17 protein-coding genes and 1 pseudogene are annotated in these 15729 nt (G+C 70.6%); 13 read left to right on the forward strand and 5 right to left on the reverse strand.

Translation table 11 applies throughout. From position 1 onward, the window contains the following. Window positions 1–87: 87 nt before the first annotated feature. Window positions 88–1041 (forward strand): annotated as a pseudogene (locus Pph01_RS02990) (LacI family DNA-binding transcriptional regulator); the annotation flags it as partial. A gap of 30 nt (window positions 1042–1071) precedes the next feature. Here Pph01_RS02990 and Pph01_RS02995 read toward each other — a convergent pair. Then, window positions 1072–2274 carry an MFS transporter gene (locus Pph01_RS02995; RefSeq protein WP_204071361.1) on the reverse strand — a complete coding sequence of 401 codons (1203 nt, stop codon included), beginning with the start codon at window positions 2272–2274 and terminating at the stop codon, window positions 1072–1074. Window positions 2275–2393: 119 nt separating this feature from the next. Between Pph01_RS02995 and Pph01_RS03000 the strand changes: the two genes are divergently transcribed. After that, window positions 2394–2993, forward strand: coding sequence for a TetR/AcrR family transcriptional regulator (locus Pph01_RS03000; RefSeq protein WP_239116396.1), 600 nt, complete (start codon window positions 2394–2396; stop codon window positions 2991–2993). Between the two features lie 19 nt (window positions 2994–3012). Here the strand turns inward: Pph01_RS03000 and Pph01_RS03005 are convergent, their stop codons facing one another. Then, window positions 3013–3873, reverse strand: a complete 861-nt coding sequence (locus tag Pph01_RS03005) for a class I SAM-dependent methyltransferase (RefSeq protein WP_239116397.1) — start codon at window positions 3871–3873, stop codon at window positions 3013–3015. A 53-nt stretch (window positions 3874–3926) separates the two neighbouring features. Between Pph01_RS03005 and Pph01_RS03010 the strand changes: the two genes are divergently transcribed. The 9 genes from Pph01_RS03010 to Pph01_RS03050 all read left to right on the forward strand — a co-directional run bounded on the left by Pph01_RS03010 (window position 3927) and on the right by Pph01_RS03050 (window position 11693). Beyond that, on the forward strand, window positions 3927–4559 hold the full coding sequence (locus tag Pph01_RS03010) for a TetR/AcrR family transcriptional regulator (protein ID WP_204071362.1): 633 nt from the start codon (window positions 3927–3929) through the stop codon (window positions 4557–4559). A gap of 113 nt (window positions 4560–4672) precedes the next feature. Then, window positions 4673–4954 (forward strand): metal-sensitive transcriptional regulator, encoded by a 282-nt coding sequence (locus Pph01_RS03015; protein ID WP_204071363.1) that lies wholly within the window; start codon window positions 4673–4675, stop codon window positions 4952–4954. 48 nt (window positions 4955–5002) lie between these two features. Next, entirely contained in the window at window positions 5003–5215 is a 213-nt protein-coding gene (locus Pph01_RS03020; RefSeq protein WP_204071364.1) for a heavy-metal-associated domain-containing protein, read from the forward strand. Then, complete coding sequence (locus tag Pph01_RS03025) at window positions 5212–6150, forward strand: DUF8832 domain-containing protein (protein WP_204071365.1); 939 nt, start codon at window positions 5212–5214, stop codon at window positions 6148–6150. Before Pph01_RS03020 ends, Pph01_RS03025 begins: the two co-directional genes overlap by 4 nt. Before the next feature lie 26 nt (window positions 6151–6176). Continuing rightward, complete coding sequence (locus Pph01_RS03030; protein WP_204071366.1) at window positions 6177–8426, forward strand: heavy metal translocating P-type ATPase; 2250 nt, start codon at window positions 6177–6179, stop codon at window positions 8424–8426. 227 nt (window positions 8427–8653) lie between these two features. Beyond that, a complete protein-coding gene (locus tag Pph01_RS03035) occupies window positions 8654–9037 on the forward strand; it encodes a hypothetical protein (RefSeq protein ID WP_204071367.1) in 384 nt (127 codons plus the stop codon). 109 nt (window positions 9038–9146) lie between these two features. Then, window positions 9147–9467: a YciI family protein gene (locus Pph01_RS03040; protein WP_239116446.1), complete on the forward strand. Its 321-nt coding sequence runs from the start codon at window positions 9147–9149 to the stop codon at window positions 9465–9467. Between the two features lie 13 nt (window positions 9468–9480). Further along, the gene (locus Pph01_RS03045) at window positions 9481–10839 is read left to right on the forward strand and encodes an RNA polymerase sigma factor (RefSeq protein ID WP_239116447.1); all 1359 of its coding nucleotides are present in this window, start codon (window positions 9481–9483) and stop codon (window positions 10837–10839) included. A gap of 80 nt (window positions 10840–10919) precedes the next feature. After that, window positions 10920–11693 (forward strand): sporulation protein, encoded by a 774-nt coding sequence (locus Pph01_RS03050; protein ID WP_204071369.1) that lies wholly within the window; start codon window positions 10920–10922, stop codon window positions 11691–11693. A gap of 179 nt (window positions 11694–11872) precedes the next feature. Here Pph01_RS03050 and Pph01_RS03055 read toward each other — a convergent pair whose 3' ends face one another. The 3 genes from Pph01_RS03055 to Pph01_RS03065 all read right to left on the reverse strand — a co-directional run bounded on the left by Pph01_RS03055 (window position 11873) and on the right by Pph01_RS03065 (window position 14007). Continuing rightward, entirely contained in the window at window positions 11873–12502 is a 630-nt protein-coding gene (locus Pph01_RS03055; protein WP_204071370.1) for a DUF899 domain-containing protein, read from the reverse strand. A gap of 113 nt (window positions 12503–12615) precedes the next feature. Next, window positions 12616–13410: an SDR family NAD(P)-dependent oxidoreductase gene (locus Pph01_RS03060; protein WP_204071371.1), complete on the reverse strand. Its 795-nt coding sequence runs from the start codon at window positions 13408–13410 to the stop codon at window positions 12616–12618. 60 nt (window positions 13411–13470) lie between these two features. Continuing rightward, window positions 13471–14007 (reverse strand): type 1 glutamine amidotransferase domain-containing protein, encoded by a 537-nt coding sequence (locus Pph01_RS03065; protein ID WP_373315619.1) that lies wholly within the window; start codon window positions 14005–14007, stop codon window positions 13471–13473. A 294-nt stretch (window positions 14008–14301) separates the two neighbouring features. Between Pph01_RS03065 and Pph01_RS03070 the strand changes: the two genes are divergently transcribed. Both Pph01_RS03070 and Pph01_RS03075 read left to right on the forward strand, forming a co-directional pair. Next, the gene (locus Pph01_RS03070; RefSeq protein WP_204071372.1) at window positions 14302–15252 is read left to right on the forward strand and encodes a LysR family transcriptional regulator; all 951 of its coding nucleotides are present in this window, start codon (window positions 14302–14304) and stop codon (window positions 15250–15252) included. Window positions 15253–15380: 128 nt separating this feature from the next. Continuing rightward, window positions 15381–15551, forward strand: coding sequence for a hypothetical protein (locus Pph01_RS03075; protein ID WP_204071373.1), 171 nt, complete (start codon window positions 15381–15383; stop codon window positions 15549–15551). Window positions 15552–15729: the final 178 nt, after the last annotated feature.

Consider the following 15729-nt stretch of genomic DNA (forward strand, 5'->3'; position numbering starts at 1 on the left):
CCCCTACCGACTCAGTCGGCATCGTGAAACGCTTTCGAAAGGTTTTCGGTGGGCCGACGTCGTTCGGAAACGGTGACCCTCGCTGACGTGGCCAAACTGGCCGGGGTCTCCGTCTCGACGGCCTCCAAGGCGCTCAACGGAAAACCCGAGGTCGCCGACGCGACCCGGTCGCGTGTACGGCACGCCGCCGCGGAGCTCGCCTTCCACCCCAACCCGCTCGCCCGCGGGCTGATCTCCGGCCGCACCCGCACCATCGGGCTGCTCACCGACGAGCTCGGCGGCCGCTTCTCCATGCCGGTGCTGCTGGGCGTGGAGAACGCCCTGGGCAACGAGGAGATGTCGGTGGTGCTCTGCGACGCCCGCGGCGACTCCATCCGCCGGCAGCACTACATCCGCACCCTGGTGGCCCGGCAGGTCGACGGGTTCATCATCCTCGGCGAGAGCAACGACCTGCGCCCGTCTCTGACCCGCGACATCCCGGTGCCCGTGGTCTACGTGTACGGGGAATCCGGCGACCCCGGGGACCTGTCGATCCTCGCCGACGACGAGGGCGGCGCGCGCCTCGCCGCCGAACACCTCATCTCTCTGCAGAGGCGGCATGTCGGGCACATCACGGGCCCGGTGCTGTACCGCGCCGCGCGTGACCGGGCGGCCGCTCTGCGCCGGGTGCTGCACGACTCCGGGCTGGACCTGGCCGGCGGCGAGCCCTTGCACGGCGAGTGGTCGCGCCGCTGGGGACGGCACGCGGCGCACATGCTGGTCACCGCCGACCCCGACGTGGACGCGATCTTCTGTGGCAACGACCAGATCGCCGACGGCGTCTGCGAGGCGCTGACGAACCTCGGGCGGCGCATCCCCGACGACGTCGCGGTGGTGGGTTACGACAACTGGGAGACTCTGGCGGCCGACTGCCGGCCACCGCTGACCACCATCGACCTGAACCTGGAGCAACTGGGCGCCGTCGCGGTGGAACACCTGTCCGCCGCCCTCGACGGGCACCGCACGACCGGTGTCATCCGCCATCCGGGACGGCTGGTCGTCCGCGAGTCGACCGGCCCGTCACCCCACCGCTCAGGGCGTGGGCTCGGGGGACGCCTCGGCCCGGACCACGCCGGCGGCCCGCCGATCACCCGTGCGCAGGACGCCCGCGAACACGGCGAGCCCGAACGCGAGCGCCGTCACCACACCGAACGACACCACGAGGCTGGTCGCGTCGGCGATCGTCCCGATGACGAACGGGGCGATGAGGCCTGAGGTGTAGGTGACGGTGGCGACGCCCGCGATGGCCTGGCTCGGATTCGGTCCCTTGCGTCCCGCGGCGGCGAACGCCAGCGGCACGACGACCGCGATGCCCACGCCCAGCAGCGCGAAGCCGGCCATCGCCACCAGCGGATGCGGGGCGGCCATCACCAGCAGGCCGCCGACCGCGGCGATCACACCGCTGGCCCGCACCGTGCGTACCGACCCGAACCGGTCGACCAGGGCGTCGCCGGCGATCCTGGCCACGGCCATGGTGAGCGTGAATCCCGTGGTCGTGGCGGCCGCCACTCCGGCCGAGGCCGTCAGGACGTCACGCAGATACACCGCCGACCAGTCCAGGCTCGCGCCCTCGCCGAACGTGGCGCAGAACGCGACCGCCCCGATGAGCAGCGCCGACCTGGGCGGAAGCGTGAACCGCGGAGGCGGTTCCTCGTCCTGGTCAGGACGCAGGTCGAGCACGTATCGGCAGGCGGCGAGGCCGATCGCCATGAGGGTTACGGCCGCCACGGCGTGGTGGATCTGGGCGCTCACCTCGAGGTGCGCGGCGAGTGTGCCCACCGCGGAACCGATCAACGCGCCGACGCTCCACATGCCGTGCAGCCCGGACATGATCGACTTGTCGAGCCGTCTTTCGACGTCGACGCCCAGCGCGTTCATCACCACATCGCACATCCCCGCCGACGCGCCGAAGACGAACAACGCCAGGCACAACGTCAGCAGGCCCGGCGCCAGCGACGGCGGGATCAGGGCCAGCGTCCACATGATGAGCAGGCCGCGCTGTGCCGCACGGGTGCCGAAGCGGTGACTCACCCGGGCCGCGAGGGGCATCGACAGGGCGGCGCCGATCGCCGGGAAGGCCAGCGCGATCCCCAGTTGGCCCGCGCTGAGCCCGGCGTGTTCCTGGATCCACGGGACCCGGGTCGCGAAGGACCCGGTCACCGCGCCGTGGACGCAGAACACGACGGCCACCGCGTAACGGGCGCGCCTGACGGTGCGCTGGTCATAGCGTGCCAACGGGAGACCCCCGGGTGTCCGATCGGCCCACATCGGCCGCCCCACAGAACACTATGCTCAATACCGACCAAGTGGTAGGTATCTGACTTGGATATCTAGCGTGGAAAGAGACGGAGACCGTGACCGGCGGAACTCAGCACGGCTACGAGAAGGGCCGTGCGAAGCGACGCGAGATCATCGACCGCGCCATGGCGTCGTTCGGCGAGGTGGGTTACCGGGGCGCCTCCCTGCGCGACATCGCGGCCCGCTGCGGCATCTCCCATCCCGGCCTGCTGCATCACTTCCCCACCAAGGAGTCGCTGCTCCTCGCCGTGCTCAAGCACCGCGACGAGGTGGACGGGCGGTGGCTGGCGGCCGACGGAGCCACCGGCCTGGAGGCGCTTCGCCGCCTGGTCGACCTCGTCGCGCTGAACGCCACACGCCGGGGCATCGTGGAGCTGTTCTCCGTGTTGTCCGCCGAGGCGACGTCGGCCGCGCATCCGGCCCACGACTACTTCGTCGAGCGCTACCGCATGTCCGTGGCGTCCTTCGAGCTGGCCTACACGCGGGCTCGCGACGAGGGGATCCTGCGGCCCGGCATCGACCCTCCTACGGCGGGGCGCCAGCTCGTCGCCCTCATGGACGGCCTGCAGGTTCAGTGGCTGCTCGACGACTCGGCGACGGACATGGCGGGGGTCGTCCGGGCACACGTCCAGGCTCAGCTGACCGTGGATCTGTGAGCGGCCCCGGCCCGAGGACTCAGGTGCGGACGGCGCTCACCAGCCAGACGGCGCCGGGGATGCGGACGCCCTCTGAGGCCTCGTAAGCCCCGAGCCCGGCTCGCAGTTCCTCCCGCGTCCGTTCGACGACGGCCTGGTCGACCCCTTCCAGATTGAAGCGGACCGGTCCCTGACTGAGGATGAACTCCGCCGCGTCGGCGGCGTCGCTGCCGTAGTCCATCAGCGCCTCGACTGGAGTGACACTCACATCGGCGAACCCGGCCTCACCGAGCACCTCGTGGATGCGGGCCGGCTCGACCAGGGATCCCATCCCCCGCGCGGCGGGCGACGGCCCGCGCATCAGCGGCTTCAGTGCCGCGGTGGCACGGGCGTAGTCACTGTCGGGGGTACCGCCCTGCGGGCCCATGAACGCGAGCCGCCCACCTGGTCGCAGCCCTCGACGGATGTTGACGAAGGCGGCCACCAGATCTCCGAAGAACATGACGCCGCCACGGCTGATCGCGACGTCGAAGCCACCGTCGGGAAGGTGGTGAACCTGGGCGTCCCCCTGCTCGAACCTGACGTTGGCGACGCCCTGCTCCGCCGCGTCGGCGCGGGCGCGCTCCAGCATCGGCGCCGAGATGTCGAGGCCGACGACGTTCCCTCGGGACGCCTGGCGTGCCGCCAGCAGCGTGATCTGGCCCGTCCCGCAGCCGACGTCGAGGACGCGGTCGTTCTCGTCGATCGCGGCGACTCGGAAGAAGTCCTCGTTGAAGGCGGCGACTATCGCGTTGTAACGGGCGGGATTCTGCGCCCAGTGGACGCCTTCCCAGCCGTTCCACGCTTCCGCGTGCCGGATGTTGGCGATGGCCTGCATGAGCTCTCCTCCTGTGTTTCGCATGCACGTCACTAGAGTTGAACTCTAGTGTTGATATCTAGAGTTAAGCTACAGCCATGGGTCAGGTCAAGGGCGAGGACAAGCGGGCTCGGAAAGCGCAGGAGACGCGCAGGCGCATGCTGGAGGCCGCGAGCGAGCTGTTCGTCCAGCATGGATACGGCGCGACGACGCTTCAGGAGATCGCCGACCAGGCAGGCGTCGCCGTGCAGACGATCTACTTCACGTTCGGCAACAAGCGCGCGCTGCTCAAAAAGCTGATCGACGTGTCGATCGCGGGAGACCACGAGCCGATCGCGACGATGGATCGGCCGTGGTTCCACGAGGCCCTCACCGCGGAGACCGCCGACGCCCAGTTGCGGCTCCATGTCCGGGGCACTCGGGGGATCCTGGAGCGAGTAGCGCCGATCATCGAGATGCTGCGCGCCGCCGCCTCGGCCGACCCCGGGATCGCCGAACTGTGGGACCAGGACGCCGACCCGAGGTTCACCGTCCACGCGGCGGCCGCTCGGTCGCTGGTGACCAAACCGGGAATCCGCCCTGGCGTGACGGCCGAGCACGCCGCCGACCTGCTGTTCGGCCTGCTCAGCCCGGAACTCTATCTGCTGTTCGTCCGCGACCGCGGCTGGTCGCCCGACCAGTGGGAGCGCTGGTCATACGAGACTCTGACCCCCCAGCTCTGCGTGGGGTGAGACGGCCCTCGGCTCGTCGTTCCCGGTGCCCTTCCTCCACCCGCCGCGCCCACAGGAATACCCTAGGGGGGTAAGGTGTTGCCCAAGGAACGAACCGATTCCCAGGTGGAGCGATGGCCGGATACACACACAGCAAGGACGATCACCTCAAGCGGCTGCGCCGCATCGAGGGCCAGGTCCGCGGCCTGGAGCGGATGGTCGACGAGGACAAGTACTGCATCGACGTCCTCACCCAGGTGTCGGCCGCCAACAGAGCGCTTCAGGCCTTCGCGCTGGAGTTGCTCGAGGAGCATCTGGCGCACTGCGTCGCCGACGCCGTCGCCAAGGGAGGCGCGGAGGCCGAGGCCAAGGTCAAGGAGGCCTCTGACGCCATCGCCCGCCTCGTCCGTTCCTGATCGATACAGCGCAGATACGCAGACACATAGAGCTAGGAGATTTCCGATATGACCACCGCGACCTACACCGTCAAAGGCATGACCTGCGGTCACTGTGTCAGTTCGGTCAAGGAGGAGGTCGGGGGCATTCCCGGCGTCTCCGGTGTCCAGGTCGATCTCGGCACGGGCCTGGTGACGGTGGAGAGCGAGACCCCCGTCGACGCGGCGCTGATCAGGAGCGCCGTCGCCGAGGCCGGATACGAAGTGGCGGATCCGTCGTGAACGCCCCGGCCAAGCTGGGCGCGTACGGTCTCGGCCTCGTGGTGATCTTCAGCGCCGCCCTCGGGATCGGCAACACGGTGGGCGCGGTCGGCGCAGTCGGCCCGTCGCCGGCCGGGGACGGTCACGGTGCTCACGCACCCTCCTTACCGGCCCGCCCGGCCGCGGAATCCGTTCCGGCAGGCCTGCAGGTGTCCCAGGACGGCTACACCCTCACCCCGGAGACGACGACGCTCGCCCCCGGCGAGCGCACCGCGTTCCGGTTCACCGTGACCGGACCCGACGGCCGGCCGGTGACCAGCTATCAGGTCGCGCACGAAAAGAAGCTGCACTTCATCGTGGTGAACCGCGACCTGGGCTGGTTCCAGCACCTCCATCCCACGGAGGTCGGCGGCGGAGTCTGGTCGGTCCCCCTGTCGCTCCCCCAGGCCGGGGCCTATCGCGCCTTCGCCGACTTCGTCCCTGAAGGCCATGAAGGGCTCACCCTCGGCACCGACCTGTTCGCCCCTGGCGACCACACCCCGCAGCCGCTGCCCCCCGCCACCCGTACGGCCGAGGCCGACGGCTACACCGTCGAACTCGACGGCGACCTGACGCCGGGCACGTCCAGCAGGCTCACGCTCACGGTCAGCAAGGACGGTGCGCCCGTCACCGACCTGGAGCCCTACCTGGGCGCCTATGGCCACCTGGTCGCGTTGCGCGCGGGCGACCTGGCGTACCTGCACGTGCACCCGGACGGCGAACCGGGTGACGGCGTGACCCGTCCCGGGCCGGCGATCACCTTCAACGCCGAGGTGCCGAGCCGCGGCGACTACCGGCTCTTCCTCGACTTCCAGCACGGGGGAACCGTCCACACCGCCGCCTTCACCCTCCGAGCCGTCCCGTCGCCGGCAGGCGCGACACCGGCCGGGGCCGATCACGAGCACTCCGGCCACTGACGCCCGGGACGCGGAAAGGGGTGGTGATGACCTCCACCACGCATGACAGACCGCCGGCCGCCGGTGGTGCCGTCGAACTCTCGATCGGCGGAATGACCTGCGCGTCCTGCGCCGCCAGAATCGAGCGCAAGCTCAACAAGCTGGAGGGCGTGACCGCGTCGGTCAACTACGCCACGGAGAAGGCCAAGGTGACCTTCCCCGGGGATCTCGATCCGCAGCGCCTCGTCGCCGAAGTCGAAAAGGCCGGGTACACCGCCAGGCTGCCCGACCCGACCAAGGCGGGACCCGACGCCACGGAGCGGGAGCCCGACGAGCTCCGGCAACTGCGGACACGGCTGATCACCTCGGTGGTCCTGGCCGTCCCCGTGATCGCGATGTCGATGGTGCCGGCGCTGCAGTTCACGTACTGGCAGTGGCTCTCGCTGACGCTCGCGGCGCCGATCGTGGTCTACGCGGGCCTGCCCTTCCACAAGGCCGCGTGGACCAACCTGCGACACGGCACCGCCACCATGGACACGCTGGTGTCACTGGGCACGATCGCCGCGTTCGGCTGGTCGCTGTGGGCGTTGTTCCTCGGTACGGCCGGCACTCCCGGCATGACCCATGGGTTCGAGTTCACCATCGCGCGCGGCGACGGGACGGGCGACATCTACCTGGAGGCCGCCGCGGGCGTGACGGCCTTCCTCCTGGCGGGCCGCTACTTCGAGACGCGGTCCAAGCGCCGCGCGGGCGCCGCGTTACGGGCGCTGCTGGAGATGGGGGCCAAGGACGTCACCGTGCTCCGCGACGGTGCCGAGACGCGTATCCCCGTCGACCGGCTGGCCGTGGCCGACCTCTTCGTCGTACGGCCGGGCGAGAAGATCGCCACCGACGGCGTGATCGAAGAGGGCGCCTCGGCCGTCGACGCGAGCATGCTGACCGGCGAGTCCGTACCCGTCGAGGTCAGACCGGGCGACGCCGTCACCGGCGCGACCGTCAACGCGGGCGGCCGGCTGGTGGTCCGCGCCACGAGGGTGGGCGCCGACACCCGGCTCGCCCAGATGGCCAGGCTCGTGGAGGAGGCCCAGACCGGCAAGGCCCGGGTGCAGCGGCTCGCGGACCGGATCTCGGCGGTCTTCGTGCCTGCCGTGATCGCGCTGGCGGTCGGCACCCTGGGCTTCTGGCTCGGCACCGGCGCGGGCGCCGGGGCGGCCTTCAGCGCCGCGGTCGCCGTGCTCATCATCGCCTGCCCGTGCGCGCTCGGGCTGGCCACCCCGACCGCCCTGCTGGTCGGCACCGGCAGAGGAGCTCAGCTCGGCATCCTCATCAAGGGGCCCGAGGTGCTGGAGTCCACGCGCAGGATCGACACCGTCGTCCTGGACAAGACGGGCACCGTCACCGAGGGCAGGATGACCCTGGTCGACGTCGTCACCGCCGACGGCGAGGACGCCGATGAGGTGCTGCGCCTGGCAGGGGCGCTGGAGAACGCCTCCGAGCACCCGATCGCCCAGGCGATCGCCCGTGGCGCAGTCGAGCGGGTCGGCGACCTGCCTGCTCCCGAGGAGTTCGCCAACGTCGAGGGCCTGGGCGTGCAGGGCGTGGTGGACGGCCACGCCGTACTCGTCGGGCGGCCGCGGCTGCTCGCCGAGTGGTCCCAGCATCTCCCCGGCGACCTGGAACGGGCACTGCACGCCGCGCAGGACGCCGGCCGTACGGCAGTCGCCGTCGGCTGGGACGGCCAGGCGCGTGCCGTGCTCACGGTCGCCGACGTCGTCAAGCCCACCTCGGCCGAAGCCGTCTCCCGGTTGCGCGCACTGGGGCTGACTCCGGTGTTGCTGACCGGCGACAACGAGACCGTCGCGCGGTCCGTCGCCGCCGAGGTCGGCATCACCGAGGTCACCGCGGAGGTGCTGCCCGCCGGCAAGGCCGACGTCGTCAGGGCGCTACAGGCCGAGGGCAAGGTGGTAGCCATGGTCGGCGACGGCGTCAACGACGCGGCCGCGCTCGCCCAGGCCGACCTCGGCCTGGCCATGGGCACGGGCACCGACGTGGCCATCGAGGCCGCGGACCTGACGCTGGTACGCGGCGACCTTCGAGTGGCGGCCGACGCGATCCGGCTGTCGCGCCGGACGCTGCGCACGATCAGGAGCAACCTGTTCTGGGCCTTCGCCTACAACGTGGCGGCCCTGCCGCTCGCCGCGCTCGGGCTGCTCAATCCCATGATCGCCGGTGCGGCCATGGCGTTGTCCAGCGTCTTCGTGGTGAGCAACAGCCTCCGCCTGCGCCGGTTCCGATGATCTGATCCGCGGGGCCTCCGGGTGACTCCGGAGGCCTGTCGGCGTCGAGGAACCGACCCGCCCTTCGTCGAGAACTTTCCGCCCCTGGCCAGGGCATATGTGATTCCTGATCGGGGAGACGCGATAATCGTCGGGGCGTCGGGAAAGCGATGACAGCCCGGAACTCATCCCCGGCACGGACATCCGTGCCGCCGGAGGCGGTTTCTGACGACAGGAAGGCCGGACCCATGCGCACGTACACGGCGCGGATCGTCGAGTCACCAGGTGAAGGGATACGTCTCGAGCCCACGGAAGACTCCGGCGTCCCCGAGCACCCGAGCGAGATCAACCTGCTCGGCCTGGCCGTGGCGCTGGCGCTGGGCAGCGCGGGATACGAACATCACCCGGAGCCCAGGAACACGGAGATCCAGACGATCGAGGCGTTGCTGGAAGGCACGGCCACCATGCCATGGCGGTCCCGACCGGCCGGTGCCGCGGCCGGCGATGCATCTGGCGAAGCGGGCGGCGAGGCCGAGGGCGCGCCGGAAACGGCGGCCTTCGTCGTGTGCGAGCGTTCGGAGTCGGGTGTGTCGAAATGCCGGGTGGAACACCGGCCCGTGGAGCCGCAGTAGACGCTCGAGATTTTCCACATTCGCTCGCGACAGAACTGTCCGGAACCGGCCGCCCCGTTCGTCACCATGGTGCGATCACGTCAATCCAAGGAGCGCAGCGTTGAAGTACATGATGTTCGTCTGCACCGATTCCGAGCCCGAAATGGTCGCGGAGGACCACATCGACCAGTGGGTGGCTGAGAACGACGCCCTCGGCCGGCGTCTGCAGGGCAGTGAGCTGGCCCCGACGACCGCGGCCACCACCGTCCGCGTCCGCGACGGGCGACTGCTGGTGTCCGACGGCCCGTTCGCCGAGACCAAGGAGGTGATCGTGGGCTTCGACCTGCTCGAGTGCGCCGACCTGGACGAGGCGATCGAGGTCGCGCGGGCGCATCCCATGGCACGGAGAGGACGGCTGGAGCTTCGTCCGCTCGTCGGATCCGAACAGTGAGCGCGTGACCGACATGCGGTCCGCCGCGGCGGAATCGGACGTCACAGCGGAGCCGGCGGGCGCGGCGGGCTTGGCGGGCTCGACGGGCTCGACGGGCTCGACGGGCTCGACGGGCTCGACGGGTTCGGACATCACGGCGGACGCGGCCGTCGCGGAGGCGGGCGTCGGCGCCTACCCCCGCATCGTGGCCGCGCTGATCCGCGTCACCAGCGACTGGACGCTGGCCGAGGACTGCGCGCAGGAGGCCCTGGCGCTCGCCGTGCAGCGGTGGCCCGAGGAGGGGTTGCCCGCCAATCCGGGCGGCTGGCTCATGACGGTGGCCCGCAACCGGGCGATCGACACGATGCGGCGCGCGTCGGTGGAGCGCCGCAAACTGCGGGACCTGGCGGTGCTCGCATCCGTGGCCGCGGATGCGAGCACCGCTGCGGACGCCTTCGCGCTCGCGGAAGCGGGCGACGAGGTCGTGGACGACCGTCTGCGGCTCATCTTCACGTGCTGCCACCCCGCGCTCGCGCTCGAGGCACGTGTCGCGCTGACCCTGCGGACGATCTGCGCGGTGCCGACCGGCGACATCGCCCGCGCGTTCCTCGTGAGCGAGTCGACCATGACCCGCCGCCTCACCCGGGCCAAAACGAGGATCGCCGACGCCGGCATCCCCTACCGGGTGCCCAGCGGCCCGGCGCTCGCCGAGCGGCTGCCGGGCGTCCTCTCCGTGCTGTACCTGCTGTTCACCCACGGCTACAACGCCGACGGAGAGCCGGCGTTCGCCGAGGAGGCGATACGCCTGGCCCGGCTGCTCGGGCACCTCATGCCCGAGCAGTCCGAGGTGTCCGCGTTGCTGGCCCTGTTCCTCTTCCAGCACTCGCGTCGTGACGCCCGCCGCGATCCCGACGGCAATCTGCTCACGCTCGGCGAGCAGGACCGGTCCCGCTGGGACCACGCGGCGATCGCCGAGGGCCTCCGCGTCCTGGCCGGAACGGAGCCGGACGGTCCCTACGCACTGCAGGCGCGCATCGCCGCCTGCCACGCCACCGCGGCAACCGCCGACGCCGTCGACTGGCCGACGATCGCGCGATGCTACGACGAGCTCGCCCGGACCCAGCCCACGCCCGTGGTCGAGCTGAACCGTGCCGTGGCGCACGGGTACGCGCACGGACCCGCCGCCGGACTAGCGCTGCTGGCCCGGGCGCGCGCCAGTGGCGCTCTGGACGGCTACCCCCTCGCGATCGCCGCGGAGGCGGACCTCACCGCCCGGCACGGCGACCACGCCCGGGCCGCCGGCCTGTTCCGGCAGGCGGCGGCCGCCGTCCGCAGCAAAGCGGAGCGCCGCGCGCTGCTCGTCCGCGCCGAGGAGTGCTCAGGCGGACGATGAAAACCGCCCTCGCGGAAGGAGCCCGGAACCCGATCGCGGCGCCGTCCGTTGTCCGCGGCGACAAGCCGAGTGAGGGGTGAATGGTGTTCCGGAAGTTGATGGCCGCATTCGGGGCCGGCGTCGAGGTGGACACGGTATTGAGCACGCCGCGGGTACGCCCGGGCGGGCTCCTCCAGGGCGAGGTGCGTTTCCAGGGAGGTTCCAACGACCACAAGGTCGACGAGATCACCGTCGACTTCACCGCCGTCGTGGAGGTCGAGCACGGTGACAGCGAGCACCACGCCACCTACACCTTCCTGAGATCCCGCGTCAGCGGGCCGTTCGAGCTCAAGGCGGGCGAGGCCCGGTCCCTGCCGTTCTCGATCCCGGTGCCGTGGGAGACGCCCGTCAGCGCGATCGGGGGGCACCCACTCCGCGGAATGCGCCTCGGGGTCGCTACCGAGCTCGCACTCGCGGGGGCCCTCGACAAGGGCGACCTCGACCCGCTGTACGTCGAGCCGCTGCCCGAGCAGGGACACCTGCTCGCCGCCCTCGACCGGATGGGCTTCCACTTCAGCCGCGCCGACCTGGAGAACGGCACGCTGCGCGGCTCGTCGATGCCCTTCTACCAGGAGATCGAGTACCACGCCGGCCCGGAATGGCGCCGCCACTTCAACCAGCTCGAGCTGACGTTCATCGCCGGGCCGCACTCGATGGACGTGATCCTGGAGGCCGATACGCGGGCCGGCTTCCTCACCTCCAGCCACGACGTCTACAACCGATTCCCGGTCCGCTACGGCGACCATCCCGGAGCGGTGGAACAGTCGTTGCGCGACGGTCTGGCCGCCATGGCCCGCCGCCGCGGCTGGTTCTAACAGAGCCAGCTGGTTCTAACAGAGCCGGCTGGTTCTAGCGAAGCCGGGCGGGTTTCCGGCGGATCCGTCGGTCTTCCCTGGCTCCCCGGCTCCCCCCTGGGACGGCGTTGAAGACGGCGTTGGGACGCGGGGGACGACGCGGCGTCGCACCGCGCCGTCCCCCGCGGCTTTGCGGACCTCTATCCGTACGTGGGCCGCTGGGGCCAGCCGGGCGGGGAGTCCTCCCAGTCCTCCTGCCTGCCGTAGGGGGTCAGATCCAAGATGCTGTGCTCGAAGACGAGCCGGTCCACGCCGCGCGAGGTGGTGCCGTACGTCCGGTAGACGTCCTCGCCGTCGCGGAGGAACACGCTGAACATGAACCCGGGGCCGGCGCCGCAGTCGTCCGCGAACGACGTCCCGTGCGACGACACGAACGGGACCGTCCAGCCTCTCAGCGCCTTGTACGCCTCGATCTGGGCGAGCGGCATGTTCGACACGTTCACCCACGTGATTCCGCGCTCGGCCAGGCTGGCCGGCGCGGTCGCGGGGATGTTGTCCGTGAACTTGGTGCAGCCCGGGCAGTAGTGGTCGGGCCCGTTGTCCATGAACTGGTAGACGACCAGCTGTCCCCGGCCCTCGAACAGGTCCAGCAGCGTCTTGGGGCCGGCGGGTGTGTCGAAGACGTACCCATCGGCGAACTTGACCATCGGGAGGCGGCGACGCCGCGCCGCGAGCGCGTCCTGCGCGCGCGTGAGCTCCTTCTCGGCCTTGAGCAGCTCATCGCGGGCCGACTGCCACTCTTCGGCCGATACGATCGTTGGCTTCTCCATGCGGCGATTGTCTCCGCGGGGACCGACAAAATCCCGTCGTCCGCTTCGAGGGCCTCACGCCGCACGAGGCCTCCCCTGGGTCTTCCGGGCCGGTGTGCCGGTGCGACGGGAGGTCAGAGGCCCGCGAGCAGGTTCCGCGTCAGTTCGGCGAGGCGCCGGCGGTAGTCCGGATCGTAGGCCTCCTCGGAGGCGCGGGCGTCCTTGTCGCCGTCGAAGTAGCGGCCGGTGACCTCGGCCAGTTCGGGGTCGTCCACCAGGCGCCGGGTGGCCGCCACCCCCTGCTCCAGCGTGTCCACGACGTCCATGCCCGATCTTCTCGACATCGCGGTCGGCATGTACGTCGCGGGGTGGACGCTGTTGACCGTGACTCCGCTTCCGGCGAGTTCCCCGGCGAGGTCGAAGGTGTGGGCGATGAGGGCGAGCTTGGACCTGCAGTACGCGGCGACGTCGGTGTATCCGCGCTCCAGTTGCGGGTCGTCGAAGTCGATCGGCGCCTGGCCGATCGAGGCGACGTTGACGATCCGGGAGGGGGCGGACCGGCGCAGCAGTGGGAGCAGTTCGCGGGTCAGCAGCACCGGCGCGAGGTAGTTGACCGCGAAGCGCAGTTCGTGCCCGTCGGCCGACGTCTCCCGTGTGGCTCCTTCCACGTGGAACCCGATCCCGGCGTTGTTGACGAGGACGTCCAGCCGCTCGTGCGATTCGGCGATCTCCGCGGCGAGACGCCGGGCATCGGCGAGGGACGAGAAGTCGGCCGTGAAGGTCTCGCCGCCGGTCGCTTCGGCGACCTCAGCGAGTCGCCGGGCGTCGCGTCCATGGAGCAGCAGCCGGTGCGTGCCGCTGGCGGCGAGGTCCTCCGCCAGCGCCCGGCCCAGCCCGTCCGACGCGCCCGTGATGAGAATGGTTGCCATGTCTTCGACCTTTCGATGAGGTTTCGTTCCGCCACTCAGGCGTGGGTTCGGGCCGTCGGCTCAGCTCAGCGCCTTGAGCAGTTCAGCGGCCAGTGGGGCGGAGGAGGCGGGGTTCTGCCCGGTGTGGACGTTGCGGTCGACGACCACGTGCGGCGCCCACGGCTCGCCCGCGGAGAACCGCGTGCCCAGGGCGACCAGCCGGTCCTCCAAGATCCACTTAGCCCGCTCGGCGAGTCCGGCCTGGATCTCCTCCGCCTTGGTGAAGCCGGTGACCCGGTAGCCGGTGAAGGGCGAGGTCCCGTCCGGACGCTCGGTGGCGAGGAGGGCCGCCAGGCCGTGACACATCACGCCCACCGGCTTGCCCGCGTCCACAGCGCCGGCGAGGAGCCGAGCCGACTCGGCGTCGACCGCCAGATCCTCCATCGGGCCGTGACCGCCGGGGTAGAAGACCGCGGCGTATTCCGCCAGGTCGGCGCTCTCCAGCGTGATCGGACGCCGGAGCTCGGCGGCGGCGTGGAGCGCAGTGGTCAACGCGGCGACGACGTCCGGGCCGCCGACGATCTCGGGGGTGAGGCTCGCCCGGTCGACCGTGGGCACGACACCGCCGGGGGGTGGCGACGACCACCTCGTGCCCGGCCGCGGTGAACGCCTGATAGGGAGCCACGAACTCTTCGGCCCAGTAGCCGGTCGGGTGCTCGGTTCCGTCGGCCAGCGTCCAGTGGCGGGCGCCGGTCATCACAAAAAGAATCTTCGCCATTTACTCGTGCTCATCTCCGCGGCCCCTCGCATAGAGGCGAGAGGGGACGAACCGACGAGGCTCTGCTGCTCGCCAGCGGGAACGACGCCGATCGTAGGTCGCCCAACCATAGGTAAACCAATAGCATCGACACTATGAGCCATAGGGAATCTGATACCTCAGATCCTCTCGCAGCGGGACGGGCGGACGACGGGCCGCTGGATCTGATGCTGCTGCGGACGTTCCTGGCCGTGTACCGCGCCGGCTCCTTCACCGCGGCGGGCGCGATGCTGGGGCTGTCCCAGCCGACGGTGACGAGTCAGATACGCGCCTTGGAGGCGCAGCTCGATCGCCAGTTATTCGAGCGGCTGCCCCGGGGCGTGGTCGCCACGTCGGTGGCCGACGAACTGTCCGCGCAGGTCGCCGGCCCCCTGGACGAACTTGCGGCGGTGGCCGGACGAGGACGACCAGGCGGTGCGACCTCCGAGCCGGTGCACCTCGGGGGCCCTGCCGAGGTGCTGAGCACGCGGATCCTGCCCGCCCTGGCGCCACTGGTCGAGCAGGGCGTGCGGCTGCGGGTCACCACGGGCCTGGCCGACGATCTGCTCGACGGCCTGCGCGCGGGGCGTTTCGACCTGGTTCTCTCGGCGATCCGCCCACGCGGGCGCTCCGTGATCGCCGTGCCGCTCATGGACGAGGAATTCGTACTGGTGGCCGCACCCGTGTGGGCCGACCGGATCGGACCCGTCGACTCCGGCGACACCGGCCCTCTGGACGACGCCCCGCTGGTCGCCTACGCCGAGGACCTGCCCATCCTCCGCAGGTACTGGCGCCACGTCTTCCGTACGCGTCTGACCAGGTCACCCGCGGTGGTCGTCCCCGATCTGCGCGGAGTCCTGGCGGCCGTCGTCGCCGGAGCCGGCGTCACCGTGCTCCCCCGCTACCTCTGTGACCGCGAGCTCGGCACCGGCGAACTCGTGACGCTCCTCGACCGCGAGGACCCGCCCATCAACACCGGCTTCCTCGCGCAACGTCCGGGCGCGCCCGAACGCCACCACGTCGCACTCGTCCGCGACCGACTGCTGCGTGCGGCCCGGTCCTGGTGAGAGCGGCTGTACGGCGAGAACAGAGCCAAAGAGCCACTCGAGCCGACCGGCTGCGTCACTCGGGTCTCGAGAGTCGATCTGGCACGGTGTGCGGCTGGCCAAATTGCGCCGTGATGAATGATGAGGGCATGGTCACCAAGGACCGCGCCGTCGAACTGGTTGAATCCCTGCTGTCGCGTACGCGGCAAGAGTCGCCATGGATGGCAGGACTACCCGAACTCGCTGTCCTTGACGTGGAAGAACGTGCCCTCGGATGGCTGGTCTTCTGGCAGTCGGTGGAGTACGTCCACAGCCGCTGACGGGACATGCGGGTTCGAGCCCTGCGAGTCCCTGCCGACCGACCGCTTTCATGACCCGCATGCCGATCCTGCGTCAGGCCCGGATCAACGCAGGAACACGTTCACGAGCCCGGTCAGCACCAGCGAAAGGACGATCGACAACACGATCATGGTGAGGCAGCCTGCCGCGCCGCCGAGA

This window comes from Planotetraspora phitsanulokensis, assembly GCF_016863295.1.
GTDB lineage: Bacteria > Actinomycetota > Actinomycetes > Streptosporangiales > Streptosporangiaceae > Planotetraspora > Planotetraspora phitsanulokensis.

Bases quoted from the DNA above. Each gene is read 5' to 3' on its own strand.
- Pph01_RS03005 (WP_239116397.1), bottom strand. From the start codon at position 3,873: ATGCGAAACACAGGAGGAGAGCTCATGCAGGCCATCGCCAACATCCGG.
- Pph01_RS03010 (WP_204071362.1), top strand. From the start codon at position 3,927: ATGGGTCAGGTCAAGGGCGAGGACAAGCGGGCTCGGAAAGCGCAGGAG.
- Pph01_RS03015 (WP_204071363.1), top strand. From the start codon at position 4,673: ATGGCCGGATACACACACAGCAAGGACGATCACCTCAAGCGGCTGCGC.
- Pph01_RS03020 (WP_204071364.1), top strand. From the start codon at position 5,003: ATGACCACCGCGACCTACACCGTCAAAGGCATGACCTGCGGTCACTGT.
- Pph01_RS03030 (WP_204071366.1), top strand. From the start codon at position 6,177: ATGACCTCCACCACGCATGACAGACCGCCGGCCGCCGGTGGTGCCGTC.
- Pph01_RS03035 (WP_204071367.1), top strand. From the start codon at position 8,654: ATGCGCACGTACACGGCGCGGATCGTCGAGTCACCAGGTGAAGGGATA.
- Pph01_RS03040 (WP_239116446.1), top strand. From the start codon at position 9,147: ATGATGTTCGTCTGCACCGATTCCGAGCCCGAAATGGTCGCGGAGGAC.
- Pph01_RS03045 (WP_239116447.1), top strand. From the start codon at position 9,481: ATGCGGTCCGCCGCGGCGGAATCGGACGTCACAGCGGAGCCGGCGGGC.
- Pph01_RS03050 (WP_204071369.1), top strand. From the start codon at position 10,920: ATGGTGTTCCGGAAGTTGATGGCCGCATTCGGGGCCGGCGTCGAGGTG.
- Pph01_RS03055 (WP_204071370.1), bottom strand. From the start codon at position 12,502: ATGGAGAAGCCAACGATCGTATCGGCCGAAGAGTGGCAGTCGGCCCGC.
- Pph01_RS03060 (WP_204071371.1), bottom strand. From the start codon at position 13,410: ATGGCAACCATTCTCATCACGGGCGCGTCGGACGGGCTGGGCCGGGCG.
- Pph01_RS03070 (WP_204071372.1), top strand. From the start codon at position 14,302: ATGAGCCATAGGGAATCTGATACCTCAGATCCTCTCGCAGCGGGACGG.
- Pph01_RS03075 (WP_204071373.1), top strand. From the start codon at position 15,381: ATGGTCACCAAGGACCGCGCCGTCGAACTGGTTGAATCCCTGCTGTCG.